The 21,750-nt window shown below is 63.2% G+C and carries 22 protein-coding genes; 10 read left to right on the plus strand and 12 right to left on the minus strand.

The genetic code is table 11. The features are described 5' to 3' along the window. The first annotated feature begins 84 nt into the window (after window positions 1-84). A complete protein-coding gene (locus AC07PR_RS07425) occupies window positions 85-588 on the plus strand; it encodes a winged helix-turn-helix transcriptional regulator (RefSeq protein WP_431104586.1) in 504 nt (167 codons plus the stop codon). 19 nt (window positions 589-607) lie between these two features. Here the strand turns inward: AC07PR_RS07425 and AC07PR_RS07430 are convergent, their stop codons facing one another. The 8 genes from AC07PR_RS07430 to AC07PR_RS07465 form a co-directional block, all read right to left on the minus strand. Further along, window positions 608-1,237, minus strand: a complete 630-nt coding sequence (locus AC07PR_RS07430) for a LysE family translocator (RefSeq protein WP_495134899.1) — start codon at window positions 1,235-1,237, stop codon at window positions 608-610. Window positions 1,238-1,397: 160 nt separating this feature from the next. Beyond that, window positions 1,398-2,204, minus strand: a complete 807-nt coding sequence (locus AC07PR_RS07435) for an AraC family transcriptional regulator (RefSeq protein ID WP_495134900.1) — start codon at window positions 2,202-2,204, stop codon at window positions 1,398-1,400. A gap of 51 nt (window positions 2,205-2,255) precedes the next feature. After that, entirely contained in the window at window positions 2,256-2,951 is a 696-nt protein-coding gene (locus tag AC07PR_RS07440; protein ID WP_495134901.1) for an SH3 domain-containing protein, read from the minus strand. A gap of 36 nt (window positions 2,952-2,987) precedes the next feature. After that, a complete protein-coding gene (locus AC07PR_RS07445) occupies window positions 2,988-3,410 on the minus strand; it encodes a DUF1810 domain-containing protein (protein WP_495134902.1) in 423 nt (140 codons plus the stop codon). A 793-nt stretch (window positions 3,411-4,203) separates the two neighbouring features. After that, the gene (locus tag AC07PR_RS07450) at window positions 4,204-5,088 is read right to left on the minus strand and encodes a hypothetical protein (RefSeq protein WP_495134903.1); all 885 of its coding nucleotides are present in this window, start codon (window positions 5,086-5,088) and stop codon (window positions 4,204-4,206) included. A gap of 247 nt (window positions 5,089-5,335) precedes the next feature. After that, a complete protein-coding gene (locus tag AC07PR_RS07455) occupies window positions 5,336-7,660 on the minus strand; it encodes a S8 family peptidase (RefSeq protein WP_495134904.1) in 2,325 nt (774 codons plus the stop codon). A 21-nt stretch (window positions 7,661-7,681) separates the two neighbouring features. After that, window positions 7,682-8,668, minus strand: a complete 987-nt coding sequence (locus AC07PR_RS07460; protein WP_495134905.1) for an AAA family ATPase — start codon at window positions 8,666-8,668, stop codon at window positions 7,682-7,684. A gap of 1,110 nt (window positions 8,669-9,778) precedes the next feature. Next, window positions 9,779-10,012, minus strand: a complete 234-nt coding sequence (locus AC07PR_RS07465) for a hypothetical protein (protein WP_495134906.1) — start codon at window positions 10,010-10,012, stop codon at window positions 9,779-9,781. Between the two features lie 638 nt (window positions 10,013-10,650). Here AC07PR_RS07465 and AC07PR_RS07470 point away from each other — a divergent pair. Further along, window positions 10,651-10,941, plus strand: coding sequence for a hypothetical protein (locus AC07PR_RS07470; protein WP_495134907.1), 291 nt, complete (start codon window positions 10,651-10,653; stop codon window positions 10,939-10,941). Window positions 10,942-10,946: 5 nt separating this feature from the next. After that, complete coding sequence (locus tag AC07PR_RS07475; RefSeq protein WP_495134908.1) at window positions 10,947-11,552, plus strand: hypothetical protein; 606 nt, start codon at window positions 10,947-10,949, stop codon at window positions 11,550-11,552. 8 nt (window positions 11,553-11,560) lie between these two features. On the opposite strand, the gene AC07PR_RS07480 is transcribed toward AC07PR_RS07475, so the two are convergent. Beyond that, window positions 11,561-12,202, minus strand: coding sequence for a recombinase family protein (locus tag AC07PR_RS07480; protein WP_495134909.1), 642 nt, complete (start codon window positions 12,200-12,202; stop codon window positions 11,561-11,563). 316 nt (window positions 12,203-12,518) lie between these two features. Here AC07PR_RS07480 and AC07PR_RS07485 point away from each other — a divergent pair, with 316 nt between their 5' ends. The 7 genes from AC07PR_RS07485 to AC07PR_RS07515 all read left to right on the plus strand — a co-directional run bounded on the left by AC07PR_RS07485 (window position 12,519) and on the right by AC07PR_RS07515 (window position 20,205). Beyond that, on the plus strand, window positions 12,519-13,016 hold the full coding sequence (locus tag AC07PR_RS07485; protein ID WP_495134910.1) for a hypothetical protein: 498 nt from the start codon (window positions 12,519-12,521) through the stop codon (window positions 13,014-13,016). A gap of 283 nt (window positions 13,017-13,299) precedes the next feature. Beyond that, entirely contained in the window at window positions 13,300-13,575 is a 276-nt protein-coding gene (locus AC07PR_RS07490; RefSeq protein ID WP_495134911.1) for a hypothetical protein, read from the plus strand. A gap of 405 nt (window positions 13,576-13,980) precedes the next feature. After that, on the plus strand, window positions 13,981-14,526 hold the full coding sequence (locus AC07PR_RS07495) for a hypothetical protein (RefSeq protein WP_495134912.1): 546 nt from the start codon (window positions 13,981-13,983) through the stop codon (window positions 14,524-14,526). 404 nt (window positions 14,527-14,930) lie between these two features. After that, window positions 14,931-15,416: a ribonuclease HI gene (rnhA, locus tag AC07PR_RS07500; RefSeq protein WP_495134913.1), complete on the plus strand. Its 486-nt coding sequence runs from the start codon at window positions 14,931-14,933 to the stop codon at window positions 15,414-15,416. After that, complete coding sequence (locus AC07PR_RS07505) at window positions 15,409-15,939, plus strand: virion core protein, T7 gp14 family (protein ID WP_495134914.1); 531 nt, start codon at window positions 15,409-15,411, stop codon at window positions 15,937-15,939. Before rnhA ends, AC07PR_RS07505 begins: the two co-directional genes overlap by 8 nt. Further along, on the plus strand, window positions 15,936-18,854 hold the full coding sequence (locus AC07PR_RS07510; protein WP_495134915.1) for a lysozyme family protein: 2,919 nt from the start codon (window positions 15,936-15,938) through the stop codon (window positions 18,852-18,854). The genes AC07PR_RS07505 and AC07PR_RS07510 overlap by 4 nt, the downstream gene beginning before the upstream one ends. Before the next feature lie 127 nt (window positions 18,855-18,981). Continuing rightward, window positions 18,982-20,205, plus strand: coding sequence for a DUF6161 domain-containing protein (locus AC07PR_RS07515; protein WP_495134916.1), 1,224 nt, complete (start codon window positions 18,982-18,984; stop codon window positions 20,203-20,205). A gap of 92 nt (window positions 20,206-20,297) precedes the next feature. On the opposite strand, the gene AC07PR_RS07520 is transcribed toward AC07PR_RS07515, so the two are convergent. The 3 genes from AC07PR_RS07520 to AC07PR_RS07530 form a co-directional block, all read right to left on the minus strand. Continuing rightward, a complete protein-coding gene (locus AC07PR_RS07520) occupies window positions 20,298-20,501 on the minus strand; it encodes a hypothetical protein (protein WP_261756218.1) in 204 nt (67 codons plus the stop codon). Then, window positions 20,502-20,909: a Tse2 family ADP-ribosyltransferase toxin gene (locus tag AC07PR_RS07525; RefSeq protein WP_495134917.1), complete on the minus strand. Its 408-nt coding sequence runs from the start codon at window positions 20,907-20,909 to the stop codon at window positions 20,502-20,504. A gap of 151 nt (window positions 20,910-21,060) precedes the next feature. Further along, complete coding sequence (locus tag AC07PR_RS07530) at window positions 21,061-21,699, minus strand: hypothetical protein (RefSeq protein WP_495134918.1); 639 nt, start codon at window positions 21,697-21,699, stop codon at window positions 21,061-21,063. Window positions 21,700-21,750: the final 51 nt, after the last annotated feature.

Consider the following 21,750-nt stretch of genomic DNA (forward strand, 5'->3'; position numbering starts at 1 on the left):
TTTCATGATGAAAGTCAGTGAGAATCGCCGGACCGCCGTCGCGCCGATCGGGTGCGGCGGCCTCGGCACCACAAGGAGACCCCGATGCGCCGCACGAGCTTCGAAGACATGGCCTGCCCGGTCGCGCGGGCGACGGACATCCTCGGCGACAGCTGGAGCATGCTGATCCTGCGCGAGGTGTTCTACGGGCATCACCGCTTCGACGAGTTCGTGACCGAACTGGGCATCGCGTCCAACACGCTGACGCGCCGGCTGGGGGAACTGGTGGAACGGGAGCTGCTCGAGAAGCGGCTCTACAGCGACAAGCCGCCGCGCTATGAGTACGTGCTGACGCAACGGGGCCGCGACCTGCGGCCGGTGATGCTGGCGCTGCTGACCTGGGGCAACAAGCACGCGGCGTTGAAGAACAAGCCGGTGCGCCTGATCGACACGGAGACCGGGGAGCCGGTGGAACTCAAGCTCATCGACGCCCGCACCGGCAAGGCGATCGGGCCGCAGCACAAGGTGGAGCGGCGATCGGGGCAGCCGAAGAAGGTGGAGCTGTTCGCCTTCGACGGCGTGGTGCCGGCGGCGGACGAAGCGGCTTAGACCCTGACGGACGTCGCCGTCAGCGCTGGACCAACGCGAGCTTGACACCCAGCCCCACGAAGGCGGCCGCGAAGCCGCGGCGCATCCAGCGCAGCACCGGCGGTCGCGTGAGCACGCGATCGCGCATCGCGGCGGCGAAGACGCCGTAGACCGCGAACACGGCGAAGGTCATCGCCATGAAGACGAGGGAGAGCTCGATCATCAGCGGCGTCGGGTGCGGCTCATCGCGGGCGATGAACTGCGGCAGGAAGGCGAGGAAGAAGATCGAGAGCTTCGGGTTGAGCAGGTTCACGAGGGCCGCGTGGGTCACGACCTCGCGCGCGGAGCGTGGCGGGCTGTCCGTGTCGACGGCGAGCGGTCCGCTGTCCTTCAGCGACATCCAGGCCATGTAGAGCAGGTAGACGACGCCGACGACCTTCACCGCGTCGAAGGCGACGGCGCTGGCGTGCAACAGCGCGGCCAGGCCGGTGATCGCGGCCAGCATGTGCGGGACGATGCCGATCGTGCAGCCGAGGGCGGCGTGGAGCGAGGCCCGCGCGCCGGCCGACAGGCCGGCGGCGAGGGTGACCAGCGCGCCGGTACCGGGCGAGGCGACGACGATCAACGAGGTGATCAGGAACTCGGGATTCGAGAGCGAGGAGAAGGGCACGACGGACCTCGGTGCGGTGAAGGCAGGGAGGTCATCGTCGGCGCGCGCCGGTGGCGCGTCTTGGATGAAATTGCAGGCTGGTCTGTCGACCCATGGACCCGTCGGCCTTGGCCCCCTCGGTACTCAGCGAACTGGATGACCTTCAGTGAGCCTCGTGGCTTCAGCGAAGAGCGGCCGCGTACGCGCCCGGCGCGATGCCGAAGCAGCGGACGAAGTGGCGCGTCAGATGGCTCTGGTCGAAGAAGCCGCTGGCGGCGGCGACATCTGCGAGCGGCGTACCGAGCGCGATCAGCCGGCGCGCGTGCTGCAGGCGGCGCTGCACAAGGTAGGCGTGAGGCGGCAGGCCGGTGGCGCGGGTGAAGCCGCGTAGGAACTGGAAGCGGCTCAGCCCAGCTTCGCGCGCGAGGTCCGCGAGGCTGACTGGCGAGGTGAGGTCGTCATCGAGCCGAGACCGTGCGATCGCGATGCCGACAGGGATCGCGGGCAAGCTGGTGGCGCGCGGCTGGAGCAGCGACTGCAGCAGCAGGAGCAGGGCGCCGTCAATGAGGAGCGTGTCAGTGGCCCCGGTCGGCGTGCCGGCCATCGCATGGAAGAGCGCCTCGAAGCGGCCGGCGATGCGGTCGTCGTGCAGCGTGGGGCGGTGGAACTCGACGTCGCCGATGGCGCGGCCCTCCGCGATGTCGGCGACGAGATCGCCGACCAACTCGGGCGACAGGTACAGCATGCGCCAAGCGCGCCCGTGATCGCCGAGCGGCAGGCCATCGTGGACCTCGCCGGGGTTGACCGTGATGACATCGCCCGCGACGGACTCGACCATGCCGCGGCCGCTCGCGGTCTTCTGCGCGCCGCGATCGATGCGGCCGATGCCGAATTCATCGTGGATGTGACGCGGGAACGCCTTCGCGCTGTCGGCGGCGACGATGTCGACGCCGAGGAGCGGGCAGGGAAGGCGGGTGAAGGCGGGCATGGATGCGACGCGGGGATGCTGCGACTCTAGCAACCTTGGCCCACGACGACCTTAGGGCGCGGGGTCGCCTGCGGCGAGTCCGTCGCAGCTGGTTTCCTGGATCCCGCAGATCCGGTCCACCCAGGCGCGGAACCGGCCGGGCGGCAGGCCGGCGCGCGCGGCGGCGTCGATCTTCAGCGAGCTTCGATCCTTGGCGGGGAAACGCTGGTCGGCGAACTCCACCTGGGCCCACTTGCCGCTGCAGTCCGCGAGGCGTCCGGCCTCGACGACGACGTCGTTGTCGAAGGTCTCGTTGTCGCCGATGCGCAGCACGGCGGCCGCCTTCGGGCTCGGCCGGGCGCGACCGACATCGGCCTGCGACTTCACGGTCAGCTTGCGGCCGCTGACCCAGCCTTCGCCCGAGAACATTGGGCGCGCCGGGCGATCGGTCAAAGCCTCGTTGTCGCGGGCGTTGCGGATCAGGAACCAGCCATTGCGCGCGCCGACGACCTCGACTTCGACGCGCACGCCGTAATTCATCGAGGCTTCGACGAAGGTGGGCGGCAGCTTCCCGAGGACCTTGGCGGCGGCGCTCGGCGCGGCGCGGACGTTGAGTCCGGCGGGATCGGTCTCGGCGACGAAGGCGCCGAAGTTGCAGGTGCTGGCGGCCAGCTCGGCGGCCGTCGTCGGGGCGCTGTGTACGAAGGTGGCGCAGAAGGCGGCCGCAATCAGCAGAGCGATGTTGCGCAAGGGGCGGTCGATAGTCATGGAAAGAAGCGTGATTCCGGAGGCAGCGGAGCGCCGTCAGCGCAGGAGATCCAGCGTGCGCTGATCCGGCTGGCCGTCGAAGTAGCGGTCCAGCGCCCCGATGAACACGGCCTCGTCGCCCGATGCCTTCGCGAAGAGCGTCAGCGACGAGCGGAACTTCATCGCGTCCACGGTGCCGAGGATCTGCTCGGCGGTCTTGTTGCGGTGGGTGTTCATCAGCTCGACGCACTCGCGCAGACGCGGCCCGAGGACTTCGTGGTCGAGATAGGCGATCGCCTCATCCAGCGACTGGATCCCGTAGAACTGCGCGGTGCTGCTCACGCCCAGCCCGCGCAGCTGCGGGAAGAAGTACCACATCCAGTGGCTGAGCTTGCGGCCGCGTTTCAGTTCGGCGAGGACGTCGGCGATTTGCGGAGCTTGAGCGTCCAGGAAACGTTGAAGGTCGTGAGGCGAAGACATATCTGCTTCATTCCTTTGCTTCGTTCGAACTCTAGCAAGGCGCACCGGAGATCTTCTCGGAACCGGATCCTCCCCTGGATTGATGAGATTCAGCGGGGAACTCAAGGGTTCTACCGATTCCAGCGCTGCCCCTGGAACTGAGACTGCACTCTCCAGTGAGGGAGAAGCGATATGGCACAGACCATTTCCCGCCGCCGGCTGCTGCTCGGCGGCCTGTTGGCGATAGCCGTCGGCAGTGTTGAGGCCAAGGGCCGACGAGGCGGAGGGGGCAGTCGGCGTCATGCGCCGTCGAGTCCAGGTGGAGGCAATGGCGGTGGATGTGGCTCGCGAGGTGGCCCGGGAGGACCCAGGGACAAGAACGGCAAATGCCCCGGGTGGCGGAAATGATCCGTCGATTGCTCGTGCTTGCCCGTCTTGCGATCTTGACGGCGCCGCTCGCTGTGACGGCGTCCATCCCGCTCTCTGCTTGCGGAGGCGGAGGTGACGATGGTGGCAGCTGTTGCCGGGTATGCAGCACTGGCAAGGCGTGCGGCGATTCGTGTATCGCCGCGACAGAAACTTGCCATATCACTGGCGGCTGCGCCTGCAACAAATAGGTCCGTCCCCAAAACGAAAAAACCGCCTCCCGGCGGTTTTCACTTGAATGAGGTTGACGAGCCTTACCCTCCCCGGTGAACGGCGAGAACCCAGTGTTCATCGGAGTTGTGGCCGATGAGGTGGACGTGTCGGTACACAGTCCGGGTCCGCAGGCCATAAATGTACCAGCCGCCCGGGAGTCGCTAGTGCAGCGTTGTCAGGCTTCGCGACCGGACAAACCGAAGGCCTCGTCGAGCACCTTCATGGCGCGCTCTCGCATCTGATCATTTATGGCGAGAAAGCCCTCCAGGTTGGCCTCCAGATGTAGCTCCTTGCGTAGGGCGCAAACAAGCTTGACGAGAAGTGTCTGTACCTCATAGAGCTTGTCCGATGTCGCAGAAAAGCTTGCATGACGTAGTGGGATCAAATTCATGAAGTGAGCATTGCGCTTGTTCTGCCAATACTCCTCTTCTTCATACGCCACTTTCCAAGCTTCCCTCAGTCGCTCGACGTCGACAGCGGAAAGGTCCTTTTCAGTAGCTTCGCTCAACCTTGTCTCCAGCCGGTGAACTTCGTCACCGTAGAACTGTGCGCGCTTCTCAAGTCCGCGAACTGTCTCCATGCCCTCCCGTACAGGGCGCACAGCGGCTATGGCGGCAAAATACAACTCACTGATCGAGTTGGTGAGTTCGCGAGACAGTTGCGACGCGTCGACGTCTGCGACCAGCCAAACTTTGGCGCTTGCCTTTAGAAATGCCTGAAGGGCATCGGCCTCGCCAGCCTTTGACAGTGGCCGGTCGGGAAGCGCACCGATGTACGCAATGACCGCATGCCCTTCCTCGATGGCCGAGATGTAGACCTCCCGGCGGATGGCCGCCTTTCGGTCTTCTTCCTTCTGCCACGCATCATGCTTGCGTTGCTCACGGCTCTCTTCCAAGTCGTGCTCATGCTGTTCTCGAAGTCGGGCCAGGCTGCTACTGTTGGATGCTCTAACGCCGAAGTAAGAGATGCCTGCGGCGATGGTCGCCCCAATGACGCCGGACCACACTACAGCTGGAATGCTGTTGAACCAGTTGGTCAAGGTCGAAATAAGCTGGCTCACTTTTGGCTCCGGAACTCAATACGGCCGTGGGTGGAATTTCTTCGCTGCGAGGTCGTTTGGACTACATGGCATCCTCGGCCAATGGGGACTTATCGGGCCAGGTCCTGAAGGCTGCGCCCGGGACGAAGCCTCCAGCACCTCGCGCCAAGAGCACCAACAATGCCCGCGTTGAGGCCGCAGCGACTTCACCCAATTTCCGAGCCGCGTGGAACGAGGGGCGACGCTGACGATTGCTTGGTGAGCTTCCTCAGACTCTAGCGCGCGCGCGCTGCTCGACACGCGCCCTGAGGAGGGCTTGGATCTGCGCGTACAGACGCGATTGGACGTTGGCCCGGTCGGCGATGCTGACGCACAGCGCGTAGGGTTCCGGATCGTCGTTGACGATGGACCAGGGCGCGTCCTGGCGGGTCACTACGATGAACAGTTGACCCTGAGGGCGCTGCTTAAAGGTCCAACGCGACACCTGCAGCGTGCCGGCCTGGCGCGCATCGCCGGAGAGCCAACGGTTGGTGGCGCGTTCGGGCATGCCCTCGTCGCGGTTGTGCTGAAAAGCGGTCGCAACCTCCTCCAGGTTGTTGCCTAGTACCAGGCTGAATTTCAATTTGGTCATGCGGTAGTCCAGCCGCGTGGTCCGCACCACGGGGCTGTAGGCTAGAGCAACGGTCACCTCGCGTGTACGTCGCCCGCCGTCCCAGAACTCTTCTGGGATGGGGACCGCGTAGAACTGGCAGCGGTCGTTGCCAACCTGCTCTTCGCAGATCAATGACACCACGTTGTCGAGCGACTGCTCCAACGCGCCATCGTTGATGCACCCGTAGCCGACCAGGCGCGTGAGCTTCTCGCGGCCCTCGGCGTTGTTGTTCGGATTGAGTAGGGGTACGGATGGCTCAGGCCAATTAGCATGGGCGCCCAACAGCGCCCGCAGCAGGTTGTGGCTGGCGTCGGGTACGTGGCGTAGCAGCCGTGCCGCTCGGTGGGCGACTGCTGGAGCGGCAAAGCTTGTTCCGACCTCTTCCCTGAACGCATGACCACCTGCAAAGCCGCCGTTTGTCGTAACTACGCCAAGTCCACGATAGGTAATGCGGCCGGTCAGCCGGGCGACCGCCAGGTTGCCTGCGTGCTCGACGAAGTCGGGTTTGATGGCGCCGTTGATGGTCGGGCCTGACCTTGTGAGGGGGAAGGGGTGACCCGTGCGGGCAATGGGCCTGTCCTCGATGAGTTCCGGACGCTGCTGCTGCCCGCGTGTGGCCTCGTGGCGGGCAATGCCGCCCACCGTCACGGCGTTCAGCGCCGTGGCGGGATCTACCAAGCGCGCGCTGTCCTCCAGCAGATATTCGGGAAACGACGCAAGCGGATCGTCGGGCAGGCCGTCCTGAGAGAGGTTCCCGGTGGACACGACGAACACGACGCCCAGCTCGCGCGTGAGGCGGTCCAGCGTGTAGGCCAGCCCTCGCACATGCCCACCGGCATATACCTTGTTCAGGTCACCGTAGCTGAGATTGAAGACTCGGCATCCGAAGCCAGCATGCAGGTCTCGAACGGCGCGCTCGATTGCGTTCTCGACGAACTCTCCCTGGTCGTTTCCGTCATGGTTGAACACCCGTCCAGATACGAGGAAGAGGCTGGGCACGAACTCGCCGCTGCCGATGGCAGCTTCGATGTCACCGTACAAGGCCAGTCCGGCAACCGAGGTTCCATGGAATGGGTCGGCATCGTCCGGGACGCGGTGTGGCATTACGTAGCCTTGGGCATGGCCCACAGCTGGAGCAAGCATCGGCTGGCCGGTAATGATCCCCGCGTCCAGTACGGCGATCCGAGGTGCTTCTGCATCGGGCTGCGCTGGGGGCGGGAAGCGGTTCACGTCCGCAACTACGGTGCCGACGGCCAGACCCCAGCGGGGCGGCAGATCCACCGTCCGCGCATCGCGGTAGCGAAGGATCTGTTCAGTTGCTTCGCGGCTGCAGCGCAGCCGGACCATGAGCAGGGAAGCAGTGTTGACCTGGTCGAGAATCTCAGCGCCATGCTCCCTGGCGAATGCCGTGAAAGAAGCCAGCGTCGCTTGCCTGCGCGCTGGCATGTCCTGTGGCCACAGCTCAACGTCCAGGGTGCACAGCCCTTCCCGCGGCAGTCCCTGTTCTGCCAGGGCTGCACCGGTCCTATCCTCGGTTGTCCAGTGCTCGAAGCCGCCGATGACGAACAGGAGCGCAGCCCGCGTCACGCTCCCATCGCGGGCAAGCGTGGCGAGCCGCTCTTCGACTAGGTTCAGGGCTGCCGCCGTAGCAAACGCGAGGACGACTTCGTGTCCCTCTTGGCTGACGACCTCCAGACCGTCGATCAGATTGAAATCAGGAAGCTGCCGCTCGCCCTCGCGCAAACGGATCTTCAGCAGCTTGCGGTCGTCAAAACCGCCGAGATCCTGATCTGCTGCGACCTCGCGCGCTGCTCGAAAGTTACGCAGCAACGCGTTGCCGTGGCCCTTGGGATCTGCAGGAGCCGGTGCACCGAACCCGCGCCGCCGATGGCGGTCGGTGACAGGAGACTCTTTTTCTAGTCGTAGGTGCTCATATGCCATCCAGTTGCCTCCCTAGGCGCCTCAATGTGGTTGTTGGTATTCCTTCGCCAGCGAAGCCTCTAGGTGGGCCTTGGCGAGAAACTCGCGGTTAGACAGGACCATGTCCTTGACGGCGCGGCGAAGTACGCGCTCTATGTCGGCGTGGGACAGGCCCTTGAAAATGGTGGCAATCTTCGAGTCGTCGGTCTCGAAGTTCCGGCGCACGCCGGACAGCTTTAAGGCAAGCAGCCTCTTAGCCTGCTCCAGGTTTGGTGGCTCGAAGCGGATGACCTCGTCGAAGCGGCGCCACACCGCCTTGTCCAGCAGGGTCTCGTAGTTTGTCGTTGCAATAAGGATGCTCGGGCCTCGGTACCCGTCCATCATCTGCAGCACGGCATTGACGGAGCGCTTCAGCTCGCCGTGGTCGTCGCTGGCACCGCGATCCTTGCTCAGAGCATCGAACTCGTCGAAGAGCGCGACCACGGGCCGCGCCGACACGTAGTCGAACACCTTCCGCAGGTTAGCCGAGGTCTCGCCCAACAGTGAGGAGATGACTGAGTCCAAACGGACCACCACCAACGGCAGTTCAAGCGCGCTGGCAATCACCTCAGCTGCCAGTGTCTTGCCACAGCCGGGTGGGCCACAGAACAACAGGCGTTGAGCTGGCTGTAGCCCATGGGCCAGCAGCACGTCCCCGCGCCGGTGCTCCATCAGCACCTCGTCCAACGCTGATTGCGCCGCGTCACCCAGCACGATGTCGGTCTCGTCGCGGATGGCTGGACGCTCTTCCACCAGCGCCAGGCCGCTGTCCTTATTGATGGGCAGCTCCTTAGCGGGAAGCAGGCGCAGGTGGCCTCGGCCAGAGTTTGACCGTTCGCCGTACAGCAGCCGCTCTAGGTCGTTGGCGAGCAGGTGGTGCTTCTTGTCGCGTTCCTCACGGATCACAGCCTCGGAAGCCACCTTAAAGCTATCCGTGTCTCCCTCAATACCTGCCTTGATCAATTGCCTCAGCAATTTTGCGTTTGACATACATCACCTACGGTCTTGCGAATAGCGTCCCTTATCCCCGCCGGGCGGGCTGCGTGCCAGGTGTACCGCTGCGCCTGCCCCGGTCGCTGATCGTAGCTGAGCGCTGTACGGGCAAATCAGATCGCGTGCTCCCCCCAGTGGCTTAGCTGCCAAAGGCTAGAAGTAGCCGGCAAGTCAACTTGGCAGGTACGAGCAGCCCTCGCCGCGCCGGCCTGTCACCTGTGCTCAAGGTTCAAACGTTTTCAAACATCGAGTTCGATGAAGCGAAGGACAGCAATCGCTGCAAAGCTCGTGGGACCACGGCGTGGCTCGACGGTCACATGCTCTTCGGCCAGGGCCTTAGCAAGGGCCTCGTCGTTCAGCCTAAGCATCAACGCTGGGAACTGCGTGCAAGGCCGCATCAAGCGCCATTTCCGTCGCCGCCCACTATCGACTCGCCGCAGCGCGCTGAGCGGCGTTAGCCGAGCAGATGGGGAGCGAGGAGCCTGGGCGCAGAGAGGTATGCCGCAACAACCCCTTCTGGCCCTCCGAGTCGCTACTCCAGCACCCTCCGAACGACCCGTTCGGTTCCCTCACGATCCCGCTCAGGAACGGCGACTTGGTGCATGAAACGTCGGAACGCCACGCTCGCCTCCAGGCGGCCAATTGCTACACTGTATGAATATACAGCATCTGCCATGTTGGTCCATGCCCTTCGCCTGCGGAAGCTGGGTGTCAAGCTGACGCCCGATGAGCTTCGCCTTCAGACGCCCCTTGTGGGCCACCTCACGCTCAGGCCGAGCGTGTACTCGGGCCGGGATGGGCGCGGGCGGTGGTTCTGTTGCGTGGTGTCTGAGGGGGCAGGGTTCGGCGAGACCTTCGAGCTATACAGCGCGAGGCTTCTGAAGATCGAGGCGAGGGGAATCCTTATCGCAGGCGAAGAGGAGGTCTGGGCGCGCAAGCGCTGCACGACCTTCAGGCAGACGATATGGGCTTGGCCGGCGCCTGGACGGAGCCCCAATGTGCCGCCACCCGGAGCCACGTTGGACTCGATGAACTTCGTGGACGCAATCGCGGCGCTGGTCTGAAGGAAGCGAGACCTCGTAGACCGAAGGCGAGGCGCCTATGCCTTCACCGGTTCCAGACGAAGCACAGCGTGAAGACCGTGAATGCAAGGGACGCCATGCTCAGCGGAAGCATCCACCGATCCCACTTCGTGATTTGCTCGGTCTGCCGCATCAGGTCCATGATGTTGCGATGGGCGAGGTCACAGAACTCCACTGTCTGCGTGTACTGGGCGCGGGCCGTCTCTTCCATCTGTCGCGCGAACTCTGCGTTCACGTCGCTTGCGTCCCTGTCCTTCATTCGTGTCCTCCGTTGGGCTCATCGAGAGTCTACGCATGGGTCCCGAATGTTTCACCCAAAATTTGTCTGAGGCTATCTGACGAGCCCCGCCGCGGCCTTCCCCCCATGGCCCCCCCCGGTGTCGGCGAATGGGCACAGCCTGACCCCCACGCGGAGCGCAGCGGGACCGCGCTCAAGAGCGGCTCATGGCTGCGACCTGTCCAGTCCTCCGAAGACGGCAAGGTCCTTGTGTGGGTACTCGCCGTCGAGGGGTACCAGTAGCGGCTCACCGATGGCCGCAGGGGACGCAGTACGAGCACCGAAACGAAGGCACCGCTCGCCGTCTTGTCGGCGTCGATGTCCGCAAACCATCAGTCGCTAGTCATGGAGTCGGGGTCGCCAAGGAGCTGGAAGCACACCTCTCACGAGGGGTCAGGCCGGATAGAGCATCCGGTGTTCCTGACTTGCATCCGTTGCAGGTCGCGAACGGTTGCAGAACGGGAACCGTAAGCAGCAGCTAGGGCGCATGGGAGCATACACCAGTGGTTGCTAGACGGGCTACACCCGTCTGTTCATCGGCGTTCCAAGCCATCAGAGTAGCGGCTGCGTCGATGAGTACGGAGCCCATTTCGGGCACGGGCGGCGCGGTGGTGAGAACGATGAGCAAGATGCTGACCCGCCTGGAGCAGAGCCTGATTTGCGGCTTGACCAAGGCTGCCGAATGGGCGGTTGGACTGCGGTGGGAAATCAAGACGACGGCCCTTGCCGACCATGAGTGCGAGGCCGAAGGCTTGCCCCTCGGCTCCTCGGTTCGCGACGTGTTCTCGATGCCGCTTGCGAATGGCGCACGGTGGCGACTCGCGGTCTACAACCATGGCGACTTCATCGACGTGCGGGTACTGGGATGGGCGATTGAGGTCCACTACATCTCCAAGGCTCGCGCCCTGTGAGCGTGATGGACGCGATCCTGGCGCCGGAGTTGACCCGTTCAACCCAGACGATGGGCAGCGCCCGCGCAGCTTTGGAGCACGCGAGGTCGCATGACCGCCCCAAGCTTCTCACGGAGCTTCACGGCAAGCTCGCGTCGCATCTTTGGATCCGGCTTGTCGGGGAGTTCTGGACGCGATGCGATGGTGACCGACAAGCGCTCTCCATGCTCATGCGGGCCTTCGAAGGATGGGATGAACTGATGAACGCCCCGCGAGAGCGCGTGCTGTGGTCCGGCCTGCCTGAGCAGTTCGTCTTATGGCGGGGCTGCTACCGAGGGTTGAACGAGGACGGCTTGTCGTACTCCGTCGATGTTGAAGGTGCTCGTCAGTACCCGCTCTTGGGCCGCTTTCGGCGGAACGATGCAGAGGCCGTCGTCATTCGAGCAGTGGTCGAGCGCTCGCAGTGCGCTGTCAAGGTGGACAGCGGTGTGATGGAGGTGCTGGTCCGCAATGTCACGTCGAAGAGGACTTATCCGCTGGGCGCGGAAATGCCGGTCGACCGCTACGACATCATGGCCCCGGCCAAGCCTCGCCATTGCTGGCCCGGGGTGTGCCTTCGGGTTGCCTGCTAGCTGCCCCTTCAAAGGCCCCAGCTCTCTAGGAGTGCTGCCGCCTTCGCCGGATCGTCCTTGATGCGGTAAACGGTCGCGCGTGGAACACCGACCTGCGCTGCAATTGAGCTGGGGTTGTGGCCTAGCGCCATCAACTCCTGCACCTGGCCGAACTGGTCGCGGTCGAAGGTCGGCTTACGGCCCCTGTACTTGCTCGACCCTCCTGCGCCCTCACGGGCCATCTGGATTCCCGCCTTCTGGGCCTCCTTGGTCGCTTCGGCCTGAGCCTGGGCCGTGGCGGCCATGAAGGCAATCAGCGCATCCCGAACTGCCTTCTGGATGGGGTCCTTCGTGGCGCCGTCGAAGGTCATTCCGTTGATGATGGTCTTGATGACCACGCCCCGCTGCATGAACGCGCGGATGGTCTCGGTGACGTCCTCGTAGTTGCGCCCGAGGCGGTCGACCCAACGGACCACAACGACATCCCCACGTCGCACCTTGTCGAGCAATCGGGCCCCGCCAGCGCGCTCGCTGAACTTGGTGCTCACGCCCGACACCCCTGCGTCCTCAATGACCTCATCCAGCTCGAAGCCGGCCGCCTCCGCTTGGGTGCGTTGGTGTCCGATGGTCTGCTCCGCCGAGCTGACCCGGGCATAAAGGAACGTCTGCATGTTGTGTCCGTTGAAGTTGTGTCCGCATGATATGTGTCCACAACTCGGAAGGCAACCCTTGCGGACACTGGATGGGCCGCTTCACGTCGCGTCCGCATGGGCATACCTCTGTGGACAGCGCGAGCTTTACCTAAACCCCGGCTATCGCAGAAGCACGTCCGTCCGCGCCTAAACCCACCCCATCGCAGAGCACCGCTGAGGTGGTCGCGCTAAACCCTGCCCATCGCAAGAACTTCGACGCGCTCACTTCGCGCGCATCGCGGCGACTGCATGGAGCACCGTGCTCCCCTTTTCAAATTCCGGCGCCTCTTTAAACATGACTGAACCAGCCAAATCCACCTACGTGCGCAGCACCGTCCCGCTCAAGGGCACCTTCACGCGCCACACCGCGCGCCTCGACCTTCGATCCGCCATCGCCATACGCTACGCGCAGGCGTGGTTCCGCACCGCCTCCGGATCAACGCAGGACACCGTGCATGACTCGGGCGTGATTCGCCGGGCACTGGCCGTGTACATGACCCACCTTGCATGCCCCGGCCTCGACGCCAAACGCGAGGCCGCGGAGGTGGTCCGATGCTCTCGCGGCTCCATGCCGAGCGAGGACAGCAAGGTGGAGACGTTCGCGCGCCTTGAGGCAGCAGAAGGCGCCTCCGTGCTGCCGCCGTTCCATGAAATCCTGACCGGCACTGGTGCCGCTGCGATGGTCGCGGAGGTGGACGAGCGTGCCGACGAGTTGTACCGCCAGCTCCGAGCAGAGCGCAGGCAACGCCCGACCCGTACCGATTCCTCGCCAGGAGAACCTGCTGTCCGCTGAACGCGAGCGCTGCCATCAGCATGCGCGGGAGAACTTCGACCTAGACCGGGCCTTCTCCAGCCTGCCTCCGCCAGCCGTCGTCCGGCCAGGTCGTGAGGATCACGAGTACCGCCGAGGAGCCGCTGGGAAGCGCCTTCGAGGCAACCTCCGGTCGACCATTAACGACACACTCCTTCGGGAGTTCGCGCGGTCCGAGCTGGGCGCGCTGCGGTGCTCGGCGCAGTACCTGGAGGCGCTGCGGGTAGTCCTGGGCAATCAGGCTCATGCGGAGGAACGTGGCTACGTGATCGAGCTGAACATCCGCGTGCCGTTCACCTCGGAGCGGACGATGCGGACCATCGTGGAGCAGATGCGTGCCGCCAAGATTACCTTCGGGCGGTCCGTGGGTCTCGGCCAGTCACGGCGACAGGTCGTGCAGTGCTTTGGGCGCCGTGTTCGTGGGTGTACCGCCTCGCGGGCTTCGGCCACGCTGGAGCGGATGTACCGCAGCGATGAAGGTCACGCTCGCCCGCCGTCTGACCTGTGGCGCCATATCTCCGACAGGGACGTGCCGCACTGACCAGCCGACCTCCAGCTCCTTAACGTCACAGATAAGGATGCTCCCTTAATGTGTTCCCGTGAGGGTTCCCCTCCCGAGGTCCTCTTCGGTTCTCCCGACCGGTTGACCACGTCGCGCCTCTGCATGTTCCTGTGCCTGTGCCCGCGAGGGGTGGCCTCTTGATTCCGGATCACAAGGGCAACTCAACCACCTTGCCCGTGGTCTGACCTCCCTCGCTCCCTTCCTCAACAACACCCTAGCTGGGCCCTTCAAGGGCACCGGCTGGTTCACCTACGTCTGTACCTCATGTCCTCAATCTGCTGCATCTACCGCTGCGGCCTGCCCGTGAAAGGGAGGTCGAACAAGTGCGGAGCCCACCGCACTGCGCTCCGGCGTCACGGTCATCCCGAGCAGTCCAACCTCACCGTGGCCGAGCTGGAGCCCTATCGATCAACCATCCGGCGCATGTGGCGCCATAGCGAGGACTCCGCGTTCTGGAAGACCCTCCGCGACCGCTGGGACCGGGAGCTTCGTCGAGCAGATGCGCTGGTCTCCGATTGGCAGCGCGGCATGGCCGTGAACGTCAATCAGCGGAAGGCCGCAGAAGAGCTGCTCAAGCTGGACCGCAACGTCGCCTTCCGAGAGCTTGCTGTCATGGCGCTGGCGGTCTTCATCCTGTCGCTGGATCAGCACTATCGCTTCCGGGATCACCGGGCCTTCCGGTTCCAACTCGTGCGCAGGGTTCGTGCCTTGGACGACCTCTCGGCCTACAAGGTCTGGAATCAACAGCGGCGGTCGTGGCATCGGGTCTACAAGGACTTCACGCCGGAGTCGGTCGTGATCCTCAGCGACCACCTGAACGAGGTTTTTGTTGAGGGAGCCTGCTTGCTCCACGACCACCGGAAGGCAGGTCGGGCCCGCATCGCTGCCGAGACTCAAGCAATGACGGACGCCGTGAAGGCGCTGCCATGAGACGCGACCGTGCCTTGCACTGGAGCCCGTCGCACCCCTGGACCATCCCTCGCGACCTCAAGTGCACACCCCCAACCGGCATGACCTGGGCTGCTCCTGGTCGGCTTCTGCTGATAGGTCCTCAACGGGCCCGAGAGGTCATCCGTCCGGACGACTGGGGCCCCGATGTCGCATCGCAAGTCTCCGCCGTGATGCTGGTCTCTGCGGTGCAGGCGTGGGTCATTTGCCTCGCTGCATCCCGCTCGATGGCCGCGTCTTCACTCGGCGACCGAGGGTGTTCCACCTCAGGCCAAGAGAGGGCCTCAGCGTGAGCGCTGCTGAATCCCGCACGGGGGAACTTTGGGCCTTCCCTCTCATGCATCTCGTCGGGCCACCACAGCCTGCAATCAACTGAACAACCACCAATGACAACCACCAACGAAGGCAAGCCGCCTGTCGTCATTTACACCGATGGCGCATGCAGCGGCAACCCTGGCCCGGGCGGCTGGGGCGTACACATGAACAACGGCAAGGCGACCAAAGACTTCTGGGGAGGCGAGCTGGACACCACCAACAACCGCATGGAGCTGATGGCCGCCATCAAGGCCCTCGAAAAGCTCGCACCCCCTCGCCGCATCGACCTCCACTCGGACAGTACCTACGTGATCAGGGGGATGACCGAATGGCTGCCGCAGTGGATCGCCAGGAACTGGCGCAAGGGGTCCGGCACGGTGAGCAACGTCGACCTATGGCAGCGCCTCCAGGCAGCAGCACAGAAGCACGATGTTTCGTGGCACTGGGTCAAGGGCCATGCCGGGAACCCTGGGAACACTCGTGCCGATGCATTGGCGAACCAGGGGCTGGAGCTGACCCTTCAGAAGGCACGGCGCAAGGAGGTCGACCATGTGTGAACCCTCCACGGCCCTTATGGCCGCATCGCTCGCCCTGTCGGCGGTCAGCGCCGGTGCCTCCTACGACTCTGGCCGGAAGACTGCCAACCAGCAAGCGGACGCCATCAAGACTGCCAACGACCTCCAGGCGCTCGATACGGCCCGTGAGCAGTCCCAGCTCGCGCAGCAAGGAGCCGAGCAGATGAACGATGCCGAGAGGCGCTCTCAGGCTTACCTCGCGACCCTCGATGCCATCGCTGGAGAGTACGGCGGAGGGGCTTCTGTCGATCGAGGTCGGGCAGTCGCTGGCATCCAAGCATCTGAGGAAATGGCAACCATTGCGAGCAACGCGAAGGGCAAGCTCAACGAGAGCAGCGCATCCGCCTTCGCCCGCAACGCTCGCACCAGCGCTCAGCTTCGAGCCATTCAGCGCCCCTCGCTGGCAGCTACCGGCCTGCAAATCGGCGGCGCCGCGCTCGACGCCTACAACCGATTCGATGCGGCTCGTCCGCAGCCTAACAAGACAACGAAAGCCACGAAATGAATTCCACCAACATCCCACGCCCCCAGGTGCGCTCGACGCTTCCGAAGATCAAGACCGAGGTATCGGCTCGCATCAATGACTACCAGGGCGCCTTGCCTCGGGGAAGCGACGAAGCTGAAGGCTTTGTACGAGGCCTCGCGGCCTTCAACCCAGCGCTCGACCGATTTGCCGACCGCATGATTGCGGAGAAGAAGGCAGCGGAGCAGAAGGCCAAGGACGAGACCCAGAAGCGGTACGACGCGGACACCCAGCGCGAGCAGTCGCCCGGGGAAGCTCTACGTCGTGACGAGCTGGTCACGCCCGGTCCTGTCCCGGTTGCCGTGGGTGCGGAGTTCCGCGAGAAATACAGCGCCACCTTGGCAGAGCGCAACGCCATCGAAATTCGTGACGCCATGCTGTCTCGCTACGAGCAGCAGAAGAAGACCGAAGGGTTTGACCTGGAGGGATTCCTCCGCAACGAGCGGGAGCAGGCGCTCGTTGGGGTCAAGCATGACGCTGCGGTGACGGTCCTTGGCGACAGCATCACGAAGACGGAGGCGGCCATCCGCCAGGACGCGCGACAGTTGCAGATCGAGAGCTTCGATGAGCACCGCACCGCCACTGCACACAGCCTGACCGGCACGTTCACTAAAGACATGAGCGCCGCCGAAATCGCGGACCGCTATCACTCCTGGTATGTGCCCCAGACAAGCGGCATCGGTGTGAGCAAGAAGGCCGCGGCTGGACTCCTCTTGGGTCGCGTCAAGGCTCTAAGCGACGACGCTGGTGGTCGACCCGACCTGTTCGCCGTCTTCGACTCGAAGGACTCTGAAGGGTTCACCATGCTCGACCGCAATCCTCAGCTCGCGGACCACGTCGCGACCGAGCGGGCGCAGGCTCAACGAGCCCGCGACCAAGCACACAAGGAGGCGAAGCAACCGGGCATCGCGCGGCTGCTGCTTGACTACGACAAAGACATTCGGGACACCCCCGAGCGGATCACCCCTGACCGGGTGGTCGAGGACGTGCAGTCCGGCGATATCAGCGCCGAAAAGGCCGCCTCGCTGTACCACCAAGCGCAGGAGGAACTGCTCAAGAAGAAGGGATTGGATGTGATGACGCAGGCCGCAAGCGGCGGCATGCTCGGCTACTACGATCCGAAGGATCAGGGCAAGGTTTTGGACCAAATGCTCGGCACCACCGCCAAGCAGATGTGGCAGGCCGCCACCTCGGGTGACCAGCAGACCGTGCAAGGGCTCGCGCAATACCTGACCCAGCAGCACTCGATGTCAGGCGCGACGGTCCCCGTGGACACCCTGGTCCGCCTCATGGAGACATCGGTGACAAACCTCCAGTCCCCAGATGGTCCCAGCGAGAAGTTCCTTGCATCCGCCGAGCTGTACAAGGCCATGGCGTCGGACGCCAAGTACCGCTCCATGTATTTCAAGGGCGACAGTGACGAGGTCATGGCTGCCTACGTCAAGCACGTGGCTGGCGGCGCTGATCCGAAGACGGCGTACGCAGCAGCTTACCGAGCCATCGACCCCGCATTCAAGGAGCAATCTAAGAAGCGGGCCGAGGCGCCGGAGATGCAGAGCAAGATTCGCGGTCTCGTCACGAAGTACGCCACGGGCTCCACGATGTGGGGCTGGATTGGAGGAAACGGCCGGCCGGAAAACGAGCAGATGCTGGGCGCGTGGGCTGCTGGCGAGGTGCGCCGCATCGTCGAGCTGAACCCTGACCTGTCGGACAAGGAACTGCACGAGCACATCGAGCGCAAGGCGTCTGAGAACTTCGTCCTCGACACCACCAGCCAGCTCGCGGTCAAGGTGCCACCGAGCATGAGCGGTGACCTTACCCAGAAGGCCATGTCCGCGTTCTCCGCGCATGTGGCTGAGCAACTCGGCCCCAAGGGCTTCCCTGAGGGCTCCGTGGTGCGTTACGTCCCGCTCAACGGCGAGGGTCAGTACGAGGTCCAGGTGTGGACCGGCACGCGCCAGAAGAAGGTCCAGGACACCCAGCTCCAGGACATCGTTAACTGGCATCGCGCATCGACCACGCTGAACCCTGCTGAAGGGTCGCAACTGGCCGATGTGCGCAACGCCCTGAAGGCCGGCAAGCCGATGCCTCAGGTGGACCCTGCGCTGCTCGCCAAGGGCCGCTCCGTGGGCTTCTTCATGCAATCCGAACTGGACGCAGTGCAGAAGGCGAATCGTGACCAAGTCATGGCCCGCCTGAAAGCTGTGCCGGACTTCGGATTCGGCAAGCCGGCCAACACCGCCTCACCCCTCCCAGTGAACCCCAACGTGAAATTCGATCCCAAGACGACCACCTCGGTGGCCCTTGAACTGGCCGCCTCTCCGGTGACCGGCAAGGGCTTCGAGCACGTGGGCCTCGCCAGCTCCCTCATCGCCATGCGCGAGGGGGTGTCCCTCACGGCCTACCCGGACCCCAATCCGGAAGCCGGGATGAACATCGGCGCCGGCTACAACCTGAAGGCAAATGCGGCCAACGTGGACAGCGACCTCAAGCGGGCCGGTGTTCCGGTGGACCGCATCGCTGACGTGAAGACCGGCAAGGCGTCCCTCACGCACGACCAGGCCAAGCGCCTCATCGAGGTCGCCGCTCCGCGCTACGAGGAGTCCGCACGCAAGTCCGCCGAGGCAACCGCCCCGGGCCTCTGGACGCGCATGACGGCATCTCAACGGGCCGTGATGGTAGACATCGCGTACCAGGTCGGTGACCCCGCTCAGTTCAAGAAGGCGTGGGCCGCACTGGCAGCAGGCAAGACCCAGGAGTTCTCCGACGAGACCCGCGTTTCCTACCGGAACAAGGCGGGCGTCATGGTCGAGGACACCCGGGCTCGAGAACTGCGGGCCTCAATGCTGGCGGGGGTGGCCGATTGGAATGCTCGGGTGAGCATGGCGGCGCGGTAAGGGGGAATCACTATCACCCGCGAGCGAGGCACGCGCAAAAATGAATTCAAACTGTTGCCCATGCCTCGCAGGGAGAGCCCGCACGGGGCCCTGTGTGTGAATTCGAAGTCATGTGGGAGGAGGAGTTATGAGCGAAATCACCGAAGAAGGAATGCCGTCGGAGCCAATTTTCACCCTTGATCTTGGTGAGAACGGCGGATTGCTAGCGCCGAATACGCCCGGGGATCTCTTGGGGTGGCTGAATAAGGAACTGGAATTTTGGCAATGGGCGGAGCCAACAAATTATGGACCTCATGAAGCTGGCGCAGGCATCGTGCTGAATCTGCTGCGCAGTGCAATCAATTCCGCCACCACGGCGACGACTGTTTTGCCCCACGAACAGCGACCTCACTGGGATTCGGCGCGCTCGGCAATAATGCAGGCGTTTCAAATGCGGCGGCTACCTCATAGCAGCACGTCTGCAGCAAAACGCATCGACAGATTTCGCCAAGAAGCTCTGGCACGCGCTGCGTCGTATTACTTGGCGGCATTCATATCGCAGCTCGATGTGCCGCAAATAATCACACCGAGGGAGGAAGATGCGTGGCGCGGAACAATTGCGGGCATGATGGATCGTTATGGAATCTCAACACACCTCTCAGAAGAGCGAGTAATTTCAAGTCAGCAAGCAATAGACCAACTGCGAGCAAACACCGAATCGTTTGTGGCAGACAAGCGGGTCGTCGTGGAACAACTCCATCGGGCATTTGCCTCCGTCGAGCGAGACTCCCGCGAGTTGGTGAACGCACATTCGACGGCTTTCGCTGAAGAGGTCACTAGTCGGGAGACCGCCAGCGCCGCGTTAGTGAAGAATCATGAAAGTCGCATGACAGCGATTGAGAGCGCGTTCAGGGAGAAAATGAGCCTACGTGCGCCGGTTGACTATTGGGAGGAGAAGCGGAAAACTCATTCAAAAACTGCAACACGATTGGGATTTGTCACATATGGCGCCATCCTCCTCGCGCTGATTGTTCTCTGTCTTTCGACATTTTGGCTACTCAAGGATATTAAGGCAAACGAACTTCCTCCCGCGTGGAAAATTACCACTCTTCTGTTGGGTGCAGTGCTGGTGATATGGCCTCTTCGCCTCACAATGCGAATTTACCTAAGCCATATACACTTAGGCGCAGACGCGTCGGAACGGGTAGTGATGGTAAAAACCTATCTAGCCCTTATCGAAGCGCAAGCCTTGAGTAGCGATGAACAAAGGCAACTCATTTTGAACGCGCTATTCAGGCAGGCGGCCACCGGAATTGTCCAAGATGAGGGCTTCCCGGCATCCGCCATCGAAGCGATTACGCGTCAGAAGTGAGCGCGCGAAATCGGTATGCTGGCCCGCTCGCCGTCCGCTGACTCGATTCGGCAGCAGGACGCCGGAGACCCGAAAACGGCGAGGCGGTCAGTTCACGCTAGGTCGATATCCCAATCAGCCTTCGCCGCAATCGCGATGCTACGCAGCATGTCCTCAATCTTCTGCAGCTTGTCATCCACAAGCAACTGGGCGTCCTCGTCTTCAGTCGCTTCAGACTCCCGCTCAAGTTCCGCCTGATGGCGCGTCAAAGCCTCCCAAAGGACGCGGTACTCGCCGATAAAAAACTTGACTGCCATTCAAACCCCCACGGTGATCAGTTCGACGCGGCTGCGGTCCATCCCCAGCTCTTCAAGCGCGCCCAGGTACTTCTTGAGCGGCATTGTCCGCTTGGGCGCGATGAAGTAGTGCCCCTCTCGCCCTGGAGTTTTGTCCTCGCCGATGACTAGGTCGTCCCCCAAGGATGACCCCTTCCTGATCCGCCAGATCTTCTTACCGGGCTTCTTCATGATCGGCGTGAGGTGGTCATAGGCAGAGAAGCCGTTGCCGTTGGCGACGACCACCTCAACCCCGTTACGAACCTCAATCCTGACGTCGATTCGCACTCGTTGATCCGTGAACGCAGGCCACGTCGCATTGCCCATGCGATAGAGGTCCTTGGTCAACTCGGCGATGTTGAGGATGTAGATGTCTTCCGGCGCAATCATCGTTGCGTGCTCCCTGGAGTGGATGTCCCGGGAACTCTAGGGACGCGTGGGTCGACGAGGGCCTGACCAACGTCATGCAAGGCGGCGGATGGACACATCTAGAAGCACGCGCGTTCCCAGGTGCACTTGAAGCCACCGAGCGGCGAGCGTCTTATTCGTATGCAGATAAGGCTCGACTCTGCGCCAGCAGTCGCTGCACGCAGTGTCTGAAGTAGTCCATGTCGATCCAGTAAACAACGTTGTTTGGAGGCAGGACACCGTTCCCCTTGTTCGAGTGCGAGGCATCAGCATGGGCGAGCATCTTGTCGCGAGCTTCAAGCAACTTCTGCCTGAAATCTTCGAACTGACTTCGCTCGGTCGGAATAGGGAATGCGCCGTCCACGATTCGAGCGCGGTACGGGGCAACCATCGGGTCCCCGTTGCCCTTTGCGATTCCCGGGGCACCACGTCCCGAGTTCCATATGCGGCAGAACGCGACGATGGCGAGCATCTGGGCGTTCTCGGTCATCTGGATGAGGTCGTAGTAAGTGGGAAACGCGAGGTGCTCAGGGTGGTCGTGATGGAACCGCTCGTATGGATTCAGACCGAGTGGGTCGCCGGGGATTGGTGGAGAGTTTCTTGGCCCGAGAGTGTGAAGAGCTTTGGTCCGCTCCTGCTGAAGCTCCAACTTATCGGGGGTGTTCGCTGCCTTGATCTTTGCGGCTAGCTTCAGGTGGCTCTCGCACTCCCGCAAGGTGAAGTACCACAGCGATAAGCGACCATGAATCTCATCAGTGTCCGTGGGGGTCATGAGTTGCCTCTAGCCATTTGAGGGCTCTGGATTCGCGAAACCCGTTGCCTA

Source organism: Roseateles sp. GW821-FHT09H11 (assembly GCF_059415845.1).